The following is a 13,935-nucleotide window of genomic DNA, read 5'->3' as shown; positions in this document are numbered from 1 at the left end:
CGTGACCATCGCGCCAGCCGATCCGGTCTCAGCGAAAGCGCCCCAGTACCAGCAGGACAGGGCCGAGGCCGACGGACCGGGAACCGTGTTGCTGCGGACCCTGACCGACCTCACCGCCGACCTTCCCGACGCCGATCCCGGCAGGGTCGCCGCCGCCGCGCTGCGCGGCCGGTCCTCCGTGGGGGCCGACGGGATCACCGCGGAGCTGCGCGAGCTGGCCACGGAGTCGGCCGCGGGCCTCATCTCCGAGGACCCCGTGTACTCGAAGCTGGCCGCCCGCCTGCTGACGATCGGCATCGCCGAGGAGGCCGCCTCACAGGGGGTCAGGTCCTTCTCCGAGTCCGTCGCGGTCGGCCACCGCGAGGGCCTGATCGCCGACCGCACCGCCGAGTTCGTACGGACCCACGCGGCCCGTCTGGACGCGCTGATCGACCTCGAGGGCGACGACCGCTTCGGCTACTTCGGCCTGCGCACGCTGCACAGCCGGTATCTGCTGCGGCACCCGATCACGCGGTCCGTCATCGAGACGCCCCAGCACTTCATGCTGCGCGTGGCGAGCGGCCTCGCCGAGGACGACACGACCCGCGCCCTCGACGAAGTGGCCGCGCTGTACCGGCTGATGAGCCGCCTCGACTACCTGCCGTCCTCCCCCACGCTCTTCAACTCCGGTACGCGGCACCCCCAGATGTCGTCCTGCTACCTCCTCGACTCCCCGCTGGACGAGCTGGACTCCATCTACGACCGCTACCACCAGGTGGCCCGGCTCTCGAAGCACGCGGGCGGCATCGGCATCGCGTACTCCCGGGTCCGTTCCAGGGGTTCGCTGATCCGCGGCACGAACGGGCACTCCAACGGCATCGTCCCGTTCCTGAAGACGCTCGACGCCTCGGTCGCGGCAGTGAACCAGGGCGGCCGGCGCAAGGGCGCGGCGGCGGTCTACCTGGAGACGTGGCACTCCGACATCGAGGAGTTCCTGGAGCTGCGCGACAACACCGGTGAGGACGCCCGGCGTACGCACAACCTGAACCTCGCGCACTGGATCCCGGACGAGTTCATGCGCCGGGTGAACGAGGACCGCGTGTGGTCGCTGTTCTCGCCGGCCGACGTGCCCGAGCTGGTCGACCTGTGGGGCGAGGAGTTCGACGCCGCCTACCGCAAGGCGGAGGACCAGGGCCTCGCCAAGAAGACCATCCCGGCCCGCGACCTGTACGGCCGCATGATGCGCACCCTCGCGCAGACCGGCAACGGCTGGATGACCTTCAAGGACGCCGCCAACCGCACGGCCAACCAGACCGCGCTGCCCGGCCACACGGTCCACTCCTCCAACCTCTGCACGGAGATCCTGGAGGTCACGGACGACGGGGAGACGGCGGTCTGCAACCTCGGGTCGGTCAACCTCGGCGCGTTCGTGGACACGGCCACCGGTGACATCGACTGGGAGCGGCTGGACGCGACCGTCCGTACCGCCGTCACCTTCCTCGACCGGGTCGTCGACATCAACTTCTACCCGACCGAGCAGGCGGGCCGCTCCAACGCCAAGTGGCGGCCGGTGGGCCTGGGCGCGATGGGTCTGCAGGACGTCTTCTTCAAGCTGCGGCTGCCCTTCGACTCCGCCGAGGCCAAGGCGCTCTCCACCAAGATCGCCGAGCGCGTCATGCTCGCCGCGTACGAGGCGTCCGCCGACCTCGCCGAGCGCAACGGCCCGCTGCCCGCCTGGGAGAAGACCCGTACGGCGCAGGGCGTGCTGCACCCCGACCACTACGACGTGGAACTGAACTGGCCGGAGCGCTGGGCCGCGCTGCGGGAGCGGATCACCTCGGTCGGCATGCGCAACTCGCTGCTGCTCGCGATCGCGCCCACCGCGACGATCGCGTCCATCGCGGGCGTCTACGAGTGCATCGAGCCGCAGGTCTCCAACCTCTTCAAGCGCGAGACCCTCTCCGGCGAGTTCCTCCAGGTCAACTCCTACCTGGTGGCGGAGCTGAAGAAGCTCGGCGTGTGGGACGCGCAGACCCGGGAGGCGCTGCGCGAGTCGAACGGCTCTGTGCAGGGATTCACCTGGGTGCCGCAGGACGTGCGCGATCTGTACCGCACGGCGTGGGAGATCCCGCAGCGCGACCTGATCGACATGGCCGCCGCCCGGACCCCGTTCCTGGACCAGTCCCAGTCGCTGAACCTGTTCCTGGAGACACCGACCATCGGCAAGCTCTCCTCGATGTACGCGTACGCCTGGAAGTCGGGGCTGAAGACGACGTACTACCTGCGCTCGCGCCCGGCGACGCGCATCGCCCGTGCCGCGGGCTCCTCCGCTGCCGCGGCCGCCCCCATCCCCGTACAGGCGACTCCCGCGACTCCCGACGAGGACGCCGTCGCCTGCTCCCTTGAGAACCCCGAGTCCTGCGAGGCCTGCCAGTAATGACCACCGCTCCCGAGAACACCGAAAAGGCGCAGAAGAACCTGCTCGACCCGGGCTTCGAGCTGACCCTGCGTCCCATGCGCTACCCGGACTTCTACGAGCGCTACCGGGACGCGATCAAGAACACCTGGACCGTCGAGGAGGTCGACCTCCACTCGGACGTCACCGATCTGGCGAAGCTGTCACCGGGCGAGCAGCACATGATCGGCCGGCTGGTCGCGTTCTTCGCGACGGGCGACTCGATCGTGTCGAACAACCTGGTGCTGACGCTCTACAAGCACATCAACTCCCCCGAGGCGCGGCTGTACTTGAGCCGTCAGCTCTTCGAGGAGGCCGTGCACGTCCAGTTCTATCTGACGCTGCTGGACACCTACCTCCCCGACCCGGAGGACAGGGCCGCGGCCTTCGACGCGGTGGAGTCCATCCCGTCCATCCGCGAGAAGGCCGAGTTCTGCTTCAAGTGGATCAACGAGGTCGAGAAGCTGGACCGGCTGGAGACGAAGGCCGACCGCCGCCGTTTCCTGCTGAACCTCATCTGCTTCGCCGCGTGCATCGAGGGGCTGTTCTTCTACGGTGCCTTCGCGTACGTCTACTGGTTCCGCAGCCGGGGTCTGCTGCACGGTCTGGCGACGGGCACCAACTGGGTGTTCCGCGACGAGTCGATGCACATGAGCTTCGCCTTCGAGGTCGTGGACACCGTCCGCAAGGAGGAGCCGGAGCTCTTCGACGACCTGCTCCAGGAGCAGGTCACCGACATGCTCCGGGAGGCCGTCGAGGCCGAGCTGCAGTTCGCGCGCGACCTGTGCGGTGACGGCCTTCCGGGCATGAACACCGACTCGATGAGGCAGTACCTGGAGTGTGTCGCCGACCAGCGCCTGGCGCGCCTCGGCTTCGCTCCGGTGTACGGCTCCGAGAACCCGTTCTCCTTCATGGAGCTGCAGGGTGTTCAGGAGCTGACCAACTTCTTCGAGCGCCGGCCCTCGGCGTACCAGGTGGCCGTGGAGGGTTCGGTCGGCTTCGACGAGGACTTCTGATCCTTGCGGTGTCCCTGCTCGGCCTCCCTGAGCTGACGGTCGATGCGCCGGTCGCGCACGATGCCGATCACCGAGGGGAGGACGAGCAGGACCAGGATTCCGAGGACGAAGAGCATTGAGATCAGGCCTTCCAGCTGTGTCGTTTCCATGGACACCACTGTCGCGCCGAATGCTCCTTACCGTGAGTGGCAGTACTGCCGCACACCCTCGATTTCCTGCCAGATCTGATGCACACTGGCAGCATGCTCACCAACGTGGCCGTCGTCCTGCTCAACGGCGTGCATCCCTTCGAACTCGGTGTGGTCTGCGAGGTGTTCGGCCTCGACCGCAGCGACCAGGGCCTGCCCGTGTACGACTTCGCGGTCGCCTCCGCCGAGGGGTCGACGCTTCGCACGCACGCCGGCTTCTCCGTGCACACCGAGCACGGGCTCGAACGGCTGGAGAGCGCCGACCTGATCGCCGTACCGGCCGGGAACACCTATGCGACCCGGGAGTATCCGCCGGAGCTGCTCGACGCCCTGCGACGGGGCGTCGATCGGGGCGCCCGGGTGCTCAGCGTCTGCTCCGGAGTGTTCGTGCTCGCCGCCGCGGGACTCCTCGACGGGCGGCGGTGCGCCGCGCACTGGCGGCACGCCGAGGAACTCGCCCAGCGGTATCCGCGCATCCACGTCGAGCCGGACGTCCTGTACGTCGACGAGGGCCCGGTGATCACCTCCGCCGGCACCGCCGCGGGCATCGACGCCTGTCTGCACATCGTGCGTGAGGCGCACGGGCCCGAGGTCGCCAACGCCATCGCCCGCCGTATGGTGGTGCCGCCGCACCGGGACGGCGGCCAGGCCCAGTACATCGAGCGGCCACTGCCGCGCTCACAGTGCGACACGGTCGGCGAGGTGCTCGCCTGGATGGAGCGCCACCTCGACGAGGAGGTGACCGTCGAACAGCTCGCCGCTCGCGCGCACATGTCGCCGCGCACCTTCGCCCGCCGCTTCCAGCAGGAGACGGGCACGACCCCGTACCGCTGGCTGCTGCGTCAACGGGTGCTGCTGGCACAGGAGTTGCTGGAGGCCACGGACGAGACCATGGACTTCATCGCGGACCGCACGGGATTCGGGACCGCGGCCGCGCTGCGCCACCAGTTCGTCCGCTCGCTCGGGACGACCCCGAACGCGTACCGGCGCACGTTCAGGGGCACACAGGCCGCCTGAACGTGCGCCGGTACGCGTGATGCGGCGGTGGTTCAGTCGTTCGCGACGACGGGGTACCGCGGCTCGTTCTCGGCCATCTGCCGCAGCGCGTCCTTGCGCTCGCGCTTGGAGAGCCGGTCGATGTAGAGGTACCCGTACAGGTGGTCCGTCTCGTGCTGCAGGCAGCGCGCGAAGTAGCCGGTGCCGCGCACCTTGATCGGGTTGCCCTTCTCGTCCTGCCCGGTGACCTCGGCGTAGTCGGGCCGGGCCAGCGGCGCGTACGCGGTCGGCACGGAGAGGCAGCCCTCGTTGCTCTCGTCCAGCTGGCGCCGCTCGGCGGGCAGCTCGACGAGCACGGGGTTGCAGACCACGCCCACGTGCCGCTTGCCCTCGTCGTCCGGGCAGTCGTAGACGAAGACCTTCAGGTCGACGCCGACCTGGTTGGCGGCCAGGCCCACACCCTCGGCGGTGTGCTGGCTGGCGAACATGTCGTCGACCAGCTTGGCGAGGTCGTCGCCGAACTCCGTGACGTCCTTGCACTCCTTGTGCAGTACGGGGTTCCCGACGACCGTGATGGGCCGCGAGCTGCCGCGCCCGCGATAGGCCGCCTCACGCTCCCCCGCGTCGTCCTCGCTGTCGATGACGAAGCCCTCGTCGTCCACGGGGAGCACGCCCACGTGCTGCTGATCGGTGTCCTGCTGCGCCATGACCGACGTAAGCCTTCCTCGGAAAACAGGGTTGTGATGCTGAACAGGGTACGGTGGCACGCCCCCCGACAGGGGGCGCCCCTTTAGGGGCGCGGGGAACTGCGCGACCAGCCACGGCAAGCCGCCACCTACAAACCCCCGACGCTGCCCCTAACAAACCTCTTCAAGATCCCGCCAGTCCCTGGAATCCGGGCTGTCGGCAACCCACCCGTCCAGCAACCCCCGCACCAACGACGCGGGGGCGGCGAGCCCGCACTCCCGCTCGGGCACCCACAGCTGCCCGTCGGTCCGGTGCCCGAGGGGCCCCGGATGCCCCGGCTCACTGTGGTCGTGCGGATCGAGATGCTCTCCGTCCCCCTCGTCGGACGGCATCCGGGACTCGGAACACATCCGGCAGAGCAGCCGAACGGACGACGACCAGTCCTCCGCGGCGAACCCGGCGTCTGCCGCCAGCCGCTCCAGGGCGTTCCGGTCGTCCTCGGTCTCCGCCTCCAGGAGCACCACCCAGGTCGGCACGGGAGAGGGCGCCCACAGCTCGATCTCGTCGAACACGGGGTAGGAGTGGCCGGCGGCGGTCGTCCGCTCACCGTGCGGAACCCCGTCGTGCAGCACGACCTCGCCCCAGCGCCGCCCGGAGGACGGCAGCGGAATGGAGAGGACCTCGATGCGGGCGGGGTCCAGCCGCCGCCCCCACACGACCTCGGCCTCGCCCTCGGGCGACAGCCGTACGGCCGCGCTGCCGAGGTCCATGCCCATCGGTTCGCCCGATGCGGTGGCACCGCCGGGCACCCGCAGTCCGTAGGCCTGCCAGGCGCGCCGCGCGAGCGGCCAGTCCTGAAGGGCGGTGGCCGCGATGCCGACGTTCCACCAATCAGGGGCCCCGGTCTCCCGGTCGAGCAGTGCCACGGCCCTGAGACCGGCCGCCCGCGCCTGCTCCCAGTCGTGCCGGAACTTGTGCAGGAGCGCGAGGTTGAACCAGGACTCGGACAGCCAGGGCTCCAGGTCCGCGGCGCGCGTCAGCAGCGCTCCCGCGTCCTCGTACCGGCCGTCGCCGATCAGCGTGAACGCACGGTCGGTGGCCTGCCGCCATGAGGCGGAGGGCCGGTGCCGTCCCTTGCCGAAGATCCTCACGATTCCCGCCTGCCAGTTCGTTGAAGAGCGTGCAGCCTCGGGCTGGACTGTGCCCCCTGATGTCCTCTTCCTCGCATCCAACCACGGACGGTCGGACGGGCGCTCATTACCCATGGGTTACCCAGCCAGGGGCAGCATAAGACTGCCCCTCGCCAGCACCCTGGCCAGCGACTCCACCACCTCGGGCTGATAGTCCCGGGCGGTGCCGAGCCTCAGCTCCTCCAACGCCTTGAGGGGCCCGCCGGGACCTGCTTCCCGGGCTTTCTCCTCGTACGCGTTGACCGCCCGTACGATTCTGGCGCTGACCGGCTGTTCGCGGTACGGGTCCGCCTGGCGCTCCACCACCACGGCGACCTCGGCGTCCACTCCGGTCTGGCGCACCACGGCGCCGCCGAGCAGGGCGATGCGCCGCTGGTCGTCGGGGGCGAGGGAGGCCGTGGCCCCCGCGGGAACGGGATCGACGAGGGACAGCTGACCGATGTCGTGCATCAGGGCGGCGTACTCCAGAACGGTCAGTTCGGGCTCGGAAAGCCCCAGCTCACGGCCGACGGCCCGGCTGAGCGCGGCCACGCGTCTGGCATGCCCCGCCGGGGTGTAGCCGGCGATCTCGGTGGCCCGGGCGAGGGAGGCGATGGTCTGGCGGTAGGTGGTCCGCACGGCCGCGTACCGCCGGAAGGACAGCTGGGTGAGCAGCAGCGGCAGGGAGAACACGGGCAGCGCCCACAGGCCGGCGACGGCGACCGCGAGCGCCATCACGGCACCGGTCGCGCAGACCGCCGACCCGATGCCGAGCGTGCCCCGCAGCTCGTCCCGCAGCAGCGGCCCGAACGGCCAGCGCGTCCGCGCGTGCGCCATGGCGGCGGCCAGTACGGCGTCCCACAGCGCGCTCAGCACAAGCAGCGCGACGACGAGGGCCGCGTACGTGGGTCCGTCCTCGGCCCACTCCCTCAACCTGCCCTGGTTGTAGAGAGGTTGGAAGCAGACTGCGGCGAAGGCGACGGTCAGGACGCGCCGGGTGAGGTGGTCGGCGGTGGGCCCGTGCCCCTTGGCCACGTGAGGCACGCACCCCACCAGCGACGCCGCCACGACGACGGCGACGGTCTGCAGAACCCCGTGGTGGGTGCTCTGCCCGCCGTTCTCCCCCAGCAGCGCGTACGCCAGCGCCCCGGCCGCCCCGAGCGGCGCCGACTCCCGCTGCTCGGCCCCACCCCACCGCCCCAGCTCCCCAACGGCGATCAGCACCCCGAACGCGAGAGCCACCCCGCGCTCGTCGAGGCCGTGCCAGAGGGTGGCGACGAGGGCGCCGCCCGCGAGGAGGGCGGCGGTGGCACGGGCGAGGGTGAGCACGGACGGGGGGCGCGACGGGTTCACGGGGACCTCCGACGGACCGCGCGGACGGGGACTCGGCGGGTGGAGTGGGGGGCGGGTGCTCGGCGGGTGGAGTGGGGCGCGGGCGCTCGGCGGGTGGAGTGGGGCGCAGGCGCTCGGCGGGTGGAGGGGGAGGCGGCTGCTCGGCGGGCGGAGTGGGGCGCGGGCGCTCGGCGGGTGGAGTGGGGCGCGGGCGCTCGGCGGGCGGAGTGGGGGGCGGCTGCTCGGCAGGCGGAGTGGGGCGCGGGTGCCCGGCGAGCGGAGTGGGGCGCGGGCGCTCGGCGGGCGGAATGGGGCGCGGGTGCCCGGCGAGCGGAGTGGGGCGCGGGTGCCCGGCGGGCGGAATGGGGCGCGGGTGCCCGGCGGTGGGCGTGGTGGTCGGTGGCTTGTGAGGGCGCGGTGTTGCCGGGGGCCCTCATGGTCTGGTTCCGTCGAGGCTTTTGCGTTGACCTGGTGGCGTGCTGGAAACGGGCGGAGCGGGTGGGTGAGGCTCGCCGCGCAGCGGCGTTTCGTCCGCCGTCACCACGGGATGCCACCCCCTCCGGGCAAGCCCCCGCACGAGCGCCTCCACCATCCGCGGATCGAACTGCGCCCCCGCACACCGCTCCAACTCCTCCAGCGCGGCCGGCACAGGCCGCGCCCGCCGGTACGACCGGGTGGACGTCATCGCGTCGAAGGCGTCCGCCACCGCCACCACCCGCGCGAACTCCGGGATCTGGCCCCCCTTGAGCCCGTACGGATACCCACTCCCGTCCAGCCGCTCGTGGTGGTGGAGGATCGCCGACCTGGCCTCCCCCAGGAACCCGATCCCGCGCACCATCTCGTGCCCGTACTCGGGATGCAGCTCGATCACCCGCCGCTCCTCGGGCGTCAGCGGCCCGTCCTTGCGCAACAGCCGCGTGGGGACCCCGAGTTTGCCGACGTCGTGGAGGATCCCGGCGAACCTGAGCACCTCGGCCCGCTCGTCGTCCATGCCCAGTTCGCGCGCGATCACCATCGACGCCTGCCCCACCCGCTCGCTGTGCCCGCGCGTGTACCCGTCCTTGATGTCGACGGCCTGCACGAGCGCCCGGATGGTCGCCTGGTGGGCGGCGCGTTCCCGGTGGTACTGGGCGAACACCCACCACGACACGTACATCGGCAACAGCACGAGCAGCGCGGAGACCGGCCCGTACGGACTGCGCCAGAGCACCGCCATCATCAGCCCGGCGAGCCCGTGCACGGCGACGGGCGCGAGCGAGCGGAGGAAGAGGCCGCGCCAGGCACTCCGTACGGGCACCCGCTCGGCGAGCACCAGGATCCCGCCGTCGAGCACGGTCAGCACCAGGCAGAACGCCACGACGGCCGCGCCGGCGGTCACGAGGACGTACGGGAAGTGGGACGAGAGGACCGCGTCCCGCCCGTCCAGCGCCCAGTGCACCCAGGAGGCGGCCCACGCCGCGAGCGCGAGCTGCCCGGCCCGCCACACCCGGCGCAGCCACCGCGGACGCTGCTCGACCCGGGTCAGCAGCGCCCCCGGCAGGGCCACGAGCGCCGCGGCCGGAGGCGGCAGCAGAAAGGCCGCGGCGAGGATCACGGGCGTGTGCCACCTGGGGGAACCGCCCGGTTCCCCGGCCACCCCCGCGCCCTCGGGTGTGCGGCCCGCCGCGAACCGGCTTCCGGCGAGCCCTTCGCACCCCGCGCAGAGCGCCGCGAAGAGCACCACCGCACCCCACGGGGCGTGCGTGGCCGGCAGCGGAAGAGCACAGCACGCCGCTCCGAGCGCGGTGCAGACGACGTAGACACGCGCCCACGGCGAAACCGGCCGCATGGCGTCCCCTTCCCTGTGGCCCGGCCCCTGTCGGCCGACCGGGCGGGGCGGCTCCGGCACAGGCCCCGTACCGGCCCTGGGACCACAAGCCCCGTACAGGCCTTGGGACATGGACGATAGGACGGCCGGGCACGGCTCGGGCGAAGCATGGAACGATTCGCCCGTTCGAGTGAGCCGGGTACGCGCGGGGCGCTGCGCCGTCAGGGCGTCCGCCTTGAGTGCAACGCCAGAACGCCTTGAGAGCACCGCCAGAACGCCGTCAGAGCACTGTCAGAACGCCTTCAGCGCCTCGTCGAAGAAGCCATCAGTGCGCCACATCGGCCGCCAGCGCCCGGCTCAGCTGTTCCACCGTCGCCGGTGACTCGCGCTGGAACGCGGGGATGTCGAGACCGTCGTCCCCCATGACGGTCAGCAGAGCCCGGTCGCCGACCGCCATCACGATGACGTGCCCGGAGCCGCACCTCGCCACCACCTCGCGGAGCGCGCCGACGCCCGCCTGGTCCGCCATCCGCCGCCCCACCCCGAGCGTCGCGGCGGCCAGCGCGGCGACGGACTCGGGGTGGACGGAGTCCGAGTCGTGGACGACGAGGAGGCCGTCCGCCGTGGACAGAACGCTCTGGGATATCCCCATCACCCGGTCGCGCAGCGAGGTCAGGATCTCCGTCAGGGGACTGGGCGGCGGCTGTTCACTCATGACGAGCTCCTTGCTAAGGGCATATGCAGTCCTGGTACGGTCCAAGTGGCACGTGCCAAGGGGTCAGTCGGATTCCGGCAGTCCCGTCAGGCCCCGGCGGACACGGCGCAGCATGTCGACCGAGGGTTGGTCGGCGGCCAGGTCCTCGGGCGAGAGCATGGGGAGCACGAACGGCTGCGCCCCCGGAGATTCACCGGCGGTGTCCCCGTCGGCCCCGGACGACGAGGCCGCGGCGCCCCGCACGGGCAGCGGCGGTCTGCCGACCGGGGATAACGGTCGCGACGGCGGTGCTTGTGAGACCTGTTGCACCTGCGGGACCTGTTGCGCCTGGGGCACCTCTTGGTCCTGCGGTGTCTGTGGAACGTGCGGTGCCTGTGGAACCTGCGATGGAGTGCCGGATTCGGCGGAGCGTCCGGACCGCGCCTGTGGGGCGTCCGCGTCCGGTGCTCGTGTCCGCCGTTTCGCGGCCCGCCTCGCTTCGGCCTCCGTGCTCCGTCGGCGCATCGCTGCCCGACGTCGGCGTGAACTCACTACCCCCCCGTCCCCCCGTCCGTCCCTGCGGCAAAAGCATTGCTTCCCTCCGCGGGCCATTGGCCCGCCGGACCCTCCCGTGCCGGGCCCTCTCCCACCCTCGACGCACCGCCGGGCCTGCGCCTCGGCAGCGGTTCGGCCCTGGACTGCGACCCGAACCCGGACGCTGACCCCGACCCTGCCCCTGACCCGCCGCCCGACCTCGACGGCTGCGGTGTCGCGGAGCGACGTTCGGGCAGTACGCGCGGCGCGGTGCTCGGCCTGGCGCCGGGTTCCCTGCCCGCCTCCCACCGGACGAGTTCCAGAGCTTCCAGGCGGGTCAGGTCCAGCATGACCGCGTACAGCCCGCGGCCGAGCGTGAAGGCGATGTCCCGGGCCGTACGGCGCCCGTTGACGGTGTTCAGCGCGGCCTGAAGGCGGTGCGACAGCCAGCGGCCGGGCCCGGGGCCCGGAACCGGTGTGGGCCGCACACGCGCGAGTTCTCCCGGCGCCCCCCACGGGCCGGAGAGCTGTGCCATGCGCCGGGTGGTCTCCTCGGTCAGCCGCCGCGGTTCCACGCCCGGCACGGCGAGGAGGGTGGGTTCCGGGTCGCTCAGTGTCCAACTACCGGGCGGGCCGAGCGCCATGGCGAAGGCCGCGTCAAACACGGCCGCGGTGCACACGACCTCCAGTTCGGCGGCGCCGATCAGGCCCGCGGCCACCAACTGCCCGCCCAGCCGGTCCACATCACGCTCCGCCGCACACGCGGCCAGCCAGGCCTCGTCGTCGATCCGGCCCGGTGTGAGCAGGACCGAGGTGGCGGTCGGCGCGCCCGGTGTCTCGACCGCGCCGATCAGACCGTCCCTCAGATGAATCGTTCCGCCCGGGGCGCCGGAGACCCGCACCGTGCCGGTGAAGCCCTCCTCGTGCAGCCCCTGCAGAAGCGCGGGCAGATTGCGCGCCGGGGCTCCCGTCATGCGAGCACCTCTGCGACGCGGTCGCCCAGACTCCGCGTGGCGAGCGCCAGGTTGGCCCGCTCCCGGTCCATGCCCGCCGCCAGCAGCAGGGGGTCGCCGGCCGGCCGTGTCACCGCGAGCAGCACCTGGTGGCGCCGCGCGCTGGTCGTGATCACGCTCTCCAACTCCCCCTCGGCGCCCGCCCGTCCGAGCCGTTCGGCGATGAGCGCGGCGAGTTCGGCACACTCCGCACCGCCCGCGGCCTCCTCGGCGTCGCCGGCCACCCCGTAGGTGAGGCCCGTGACCGCGTCGACCAGGGCGACACCCGTGACCCCCGGGGAGTCGAGGAGCCGGGCCAGGGAGGCTTCAACGGCCGTTGTCATTTCCCCGTTTCCCCCTTCACGTCCGAACGTCGCACAGTACTTTGAACATCAACTAACGCAACAGGTAACAAATTTGATGTTTTGTGACGCACAAGCCACTTGTGTTCGATCGTAGTTGTACGAGCAACGACCGTCAGCGTCACTGAGGAATTGGGGCAACGTGAACATCGAGACCGCGCTCAAGGAAGCCATGACCGTGGACGGGGCCATCGGCATCGCCCTCGTCGACTACGAAAGCGGAATGTCGCTCGGCACGCTCGGCGGGGGCCCGTCGCTCGACCTGGAGCTGGCCGCCGCGGGCAACACCGAGGTGGTGCGCTCGAAGATGCGCACGCTGGCGTCGCTGGCCATGGACGACACCATCGAGGACATCCTGATCACGCTGGGCCAGCAGTACCACCTGATCCGCCCGCTCGGCAGCAGCAGCGGCACACTGTTCCTCTACCTCGCGCTCGACCGCAACCGCAGCAACCTGGCGCTGGCCAGGCACAGCCTGAAGCGGATCGAGAACGGCCTGGAGGTCTGAAAACGACCCGGACGTCTCACACCACTGCCCGCGGCCGGACCGGTCGACCCGGTCCGGCCGCGGGCAGCGTGGCGAGCGGAGCCGGTATCAGGACCGGCAGCGCGTAGAGAGCGTGGGCGGAGAGAGCCTGGCGAGACGCATAGGCACCGAGGAGGGTGTCAGCCCTCGGTGGCCGCGCCCCGGATGTCGGCGACGGCGACATCGTGCTCGGGCACGGTCTCGCCCGAGCGGATCAGCTCGATACGGCCCATGACCTTCGCCCGAAGGTCGGTCGGCACGTCGTCATGGCCGCAGCACCGCTTGACCAGCTTCTTCACGGCCTGCTCGAGGCCGTACTTCTCCAAGCACGGGGAGCACTCCTCGAAGTGCACCTCGAACTTGGTGCAGTCGGCATCCGGCATCTCCCGGTCGAGGAACTCGTAGAGATGATCGAGTACTTCACTGCAGTCCGTCTCGTGCGGCTCTCCGCAGCTCATGAGCCCGAGCCTTTCGTTCCGTCCGACTCCCCGGCGCCCGCCGGGACCAGGCCGCGGTCCTTCGCGTAGTCCTCGAGCATGCCGCGCAACTGGCGGCGGCCCCGGTGCAGCCGGGACATCACCGTACCGATGGGTGTCCCCATGATGTCCGCGATCTCCTTGTACGCAAAGCCCTCTACGTCAGCGAGATAGACGGCGATACGGAATTCCTCCGGGATCGCCTGCAGCGCCGACTTCACGTCCGAGTCGGGCAGGTGGTCGAGCGCCTGCGACTCGGCGGAGCGCAGACCCGTCGACATGTGCGACTCGGCGCGCGCCAGCTGCCAGTCCTCGATCTCCTCGGCGGCCGACCGCTGGGGCTCGCGCTGCTTCTTGCGGTACGAGTTGATGAAGGTGTTGGTGAGGATCCTGTACAGCCACGCCTTGAGGTTGGTGCCCTCACGGAACTGGTGGAAGGACGCGTACGCCTTCGCGTACGTCTCCTGCACCAGGTCCTCGGCGTCGGCCGGGTTCCGCGTCATGCGCAGCGCGGCCGAGTACATCTGGTCGAGGAACTCCAGCGCGTCCCGCTCGAAGCGCGCACTGCGCTCGGCGGTCGACTCGCCGCTGCCCGGGCCCTCGGGCTGCTCCGCCTGGCCGTGTTCGGTCCCTGCGTCGGTCCCTGTGACCGGACCCACCTCCTCCAGAGTCTGGGCAGGACCGAAACCGGACCCACCAGAATCGGAGGATAGACGACGATC

The 13,935-nt window shown here is 71.1% G+C and carries 15 protein-coding genes; 4 read left to right on the top strand and 11 right to left on the bottom strand.

Going from position 1 to position 13,935, the window contains the following annotated elements; all coding sequences use genetic code 11:
* Nucleotide 1: 1 nt before the first annotated feature.
* Entirely contained in the window at nucleotides 2-2,416 is a 2,415-nt protein-coding gene (locus ACN20J_RS32345; RefSeq protein ID WP_189837540.1) for a ribonucleoside-diphosphate reductase subunit alpha, read from the top strand.
* Nucleotides 2,416-3,450, top strand: coding sequence for a ribonucleotide-diphosphate reductase subunit beta (locus ACN20J_RS32340; RefSeq protein ID WP_189837539.1), 1,035 nt, complete (start codon nucleotides 2,416-2,418; stop codon nucleotides 3,448-3,450). The genes ACN20J_RS32345 and ACN20J_RS32340 overlap by 1 nt, the downstream gene beginning before the upstream one ends.
* On the opposite strand, the gene ACN20J_RS32335 is transcribed toward ACN20J_RS32340, so the two are convergent.
* Nucleotides 3,363-3,599, bottom strand: coding sequence for a hypothetical protein (locus ACN20J_RS32335; protein ID WP_189837538.1), 237 nt, complete (start codon nucleotides 3,597-3,599; stop codon nucleotides 3,363-3,365). The two genes, ACN20J_RS32340 and ACN20J_RS32335, sit on opposite strands and share 88 nt — an antisense overlap.
* Nucleotides 3,600-3,692: 93 nt before the next feature.
* Here ACN20J_RS32335 and ACN20J_RS32330 point away from each other — a divergent pair, with 93 nt between their 5' ends.
* Nucleotides 3,693-4,655, top strand: coding sequence for a helix-turn-helix domain-containing protein (locus ACN20J_RS32330; RefSeq protein WP_189837537.1), 963 nt, complete (start codon nucleotides 3,693-3,695; stop codon nucleotides 4,653-4,655).
* Between the two features lie 32 nt (nucleotides 4,656-4,687).
* Here the strand turns inward: ACN20J_RS32330 and def are convergent, their stop codons facing one another.
* The 8 genes from def to ACN20J_RS32290 all read right to left on the bottom strand — a co-directional run bounded on the left by def (nucleotide 4,688) and on the right by ACN20J_RS32290 (nucleotide 12,193).
* Nucleotides 4,688-5,341, bottom strand: coding sequence for a peptide deformylase (def, locus tag ACN20J_RS32325; RefSeq protein ID WP_055617767.1), 654 nt, complete (start codon nucleotides 5,339-5,341; stop codon nucleotides 4,688-4,690).
* Nucleotides 5,342-5,491: 150 nt separating this feature from the next.
* Nucleotides 5,492-6,472 carry a tetratricopeptide repeat protein gene (locus ACN20J_RS32320; RefSeq protein ID WP_190229740.1) on the bottom strand — a complete coding sequence of 327 codons (981 nt, stop codon included), beginning with the start codon at nucleotides 6,470-6,472 and terminating at the stop codon, nucleotides 5,492-5,494.
* A gap of 117 nt (nucleotides 6,473-6,589) precedes the next feature.
* The gene (locus tag ACN20J_RS32315; protein ID WP_419667377.1) at nucleotides 6,590-7,843 is read right to left on the bottom strand and encodes an HD-GYP domain-containing protein; all 1,254 of its coding nucleotides are present in this window, start codon (nucleotides 7,841-7,843) and stop codon (nucleotides 6,590-6,592) included.
* Nucleotides 7,844-8,255: 412 nt separating this feature from the next.
* Nucleotides 8,256-9,650 (bottom strand): HD-GYP domain-containing protein, encoded by a 1,395-nt coding sequence (locus ACN20J_RS32310; protein ID WP_364196858.1) that lies wholly within the window; start codon nucleotides 9,648-9,650, stop codon nucleotides 8,256-8,258.
* Between the two features lie 304 nt (nucleotides 9,651-9,954).
* On the bottom strand, nucleotides 9,955-10,344 hold the full coding sequence (locus ACN20J_RS32305; protein WP_055617004.1) for a roadblock/LC7 domain-containing protein: 390 nt from the start codon (nucleotides 10,342-10,344) through the stop codon (nucleotides 9,955-9,957).
* Between the two features lie 63 nt (nucleotides 10,345-10,407).
* Entirely contained in the window at nucleotides 10,408-10,587 is a 180-nt protein-coding gene (locus ACN20J_RS32300) for a hypothetical protein (RefSeq protein ID WP_189838534.1), read from the bottom strand.
* Between the two features lie 287 nt (nucleotides 10,588-10,874).
* Complete coding sequence (locus tag ACN20J_RS32295) at nucleotides 10,875-11,831, bottom strand: DUF4388 domain-containing protein (RefSeq protein WP_419667376.1); 957 nt, start codon at nucleotides 11,829-11,831, stop codon at nucleotides 10,875-10,877.
* On the bottom strand, nucleotides 11,828-12,193 hold the full coding sequence (locus ACN20J_RS32290; protein WP_246575279.1) for a hypothetical protein: 366 nt from the start codon (nucleotides 12,191-12,193) through the stop codon (nucleotides 11,828-11,830). The genes ACN20J_RS32295 and ACN20J_RS32290 overlap by 4 nt, the downstream gene beginning before the upstream one ends.
* 160 nt (nucleotides 12,194-12,353) lie before the next feature.
* Here ACN20J_RS32290 and ACN20J_RS32285 point away from each other — a divergent pair, with 160 nt between their 5' ends.
* A complete protein-coding gene (locus tag ACN20J_RS32285) occupies nucleotides 12,354-12,719 on the top strand; it encodes a hypothetical protein (protein WP_190229737.1) in 366 nt (121 codons plus the stop codon).
* 158 nt (nucleotides 12,720-12,877) lie between these two features.
* On the opposite strand, the gene rsrA is transcribed toward ACN20J_RS32285, so the two are convergent.
* Both rsrA and sigR read right to left on the bottom strand, forming a co-directional pair.
* A complete protein-coding gene (rsrA, locus tag ACN20J_RS32280) occupies nucleotides 12,878-13,195 on the bottom strand; it encodes a mycothiol system anti-sigma-R factor (protein ID WP_055617006.1) in 318 nt (105 codons plus the stop codon).
* Nucleotides 13,192-13,872, bottom strand: coding sequence for an RNA polymerase sigma factor SigR (sigR, locus tag ACN20J_RS32275; RefSeq protein WP_189837533.1), 681 nt, complete (start codon nucleotides 13,870-13,872; stop codon nucleotides 13,192-13,194). The genes rsrA and sigR overlap by 4 nt, the downstream gene beginning before the upstream one ends.
* Nucleotides 13,873-13,935: the final 63 nt, after the last annotated feature.

Origin of the sequence: Streptomyces sp. 2-1, assembly GCF_048564895.1 — a bacterium.
In the GTDB taxonomy this organism is placed as follows: domain Bacteria; phylum Actinomycetota; class Actinomycetes; order Streptomycetales; family Streptomycetaceae; genus Streptomyces; species Streptomyces phaeochromogenes.
Note: the sequence above shows the minus strand (reverse complement) of the source record. Positions and strands in the feature narration are given on the sequence as shown.

Coding starts and splice junctions, on each gene's coding strand:
- rsrA (WP_055617006.1), bottom strand. CDS start 13,195: ATGAGCTGCGGAGAGCCGCACGAGACGGACTGCAGTGAAGTACTCGAT.
- ACN20J_RS32330 (WP_189837537.1), top strand. CDS start 3,693: ATGCTCACCAACGTGGCCGTCGTCCTGCTCAACGGCGTGCATCCCTTC.
- ACN20J_RS32290 (WP_246575279.1), bottom strand. CDS start 12,193: ATGACAACGGCCGTTGAAGCCTCCCTGGCCCGGCTCCTCGACTCCCCG.
- ACN20J_RS32295 (WP_419667376.1), bottom strand. CDS start 11,831: ATGACGGGAGCCCCGGCGCGCAATCTGCCCGCGCTTCTGCAGGGGCTG.
- ACN20J_RS32340 (WP_189837539.1), top strand. CDS start 2,416: ATGACCACCGCTCCCGAGAACACCGAAAAGGCGCAGAAGAACCTGCTC.
- def (WP_055617767.1), bottom strand. CDS start 5,341: ATGGCGCAGCAGGACACCGATCAGCAGCACGTGGGCGTGCTCCCCGTG.
- ACN20J_RS32310 (WP_364196858.1), bottom strand. CDS start 9,650: ATGCGGCCGGTTTCGCCGTGGGCGCGTGTCTACGTCGTCTGCACCGCG.
- ACN20J_RS32335 (WP_189837538.1), bottom strand. CDS start 3,599: ATGGAAACGACACAGCTGGAAGGCCTGATCTCAATGCTCTTCGTCCTC.
- ACN20J_RS32305 (WP_055617004.1), bottom strand. CDS start 10,344: ATGAGTGAACAGCCGCCGCCCAGTCCCCTGACGGAGATCCTGACCTCG.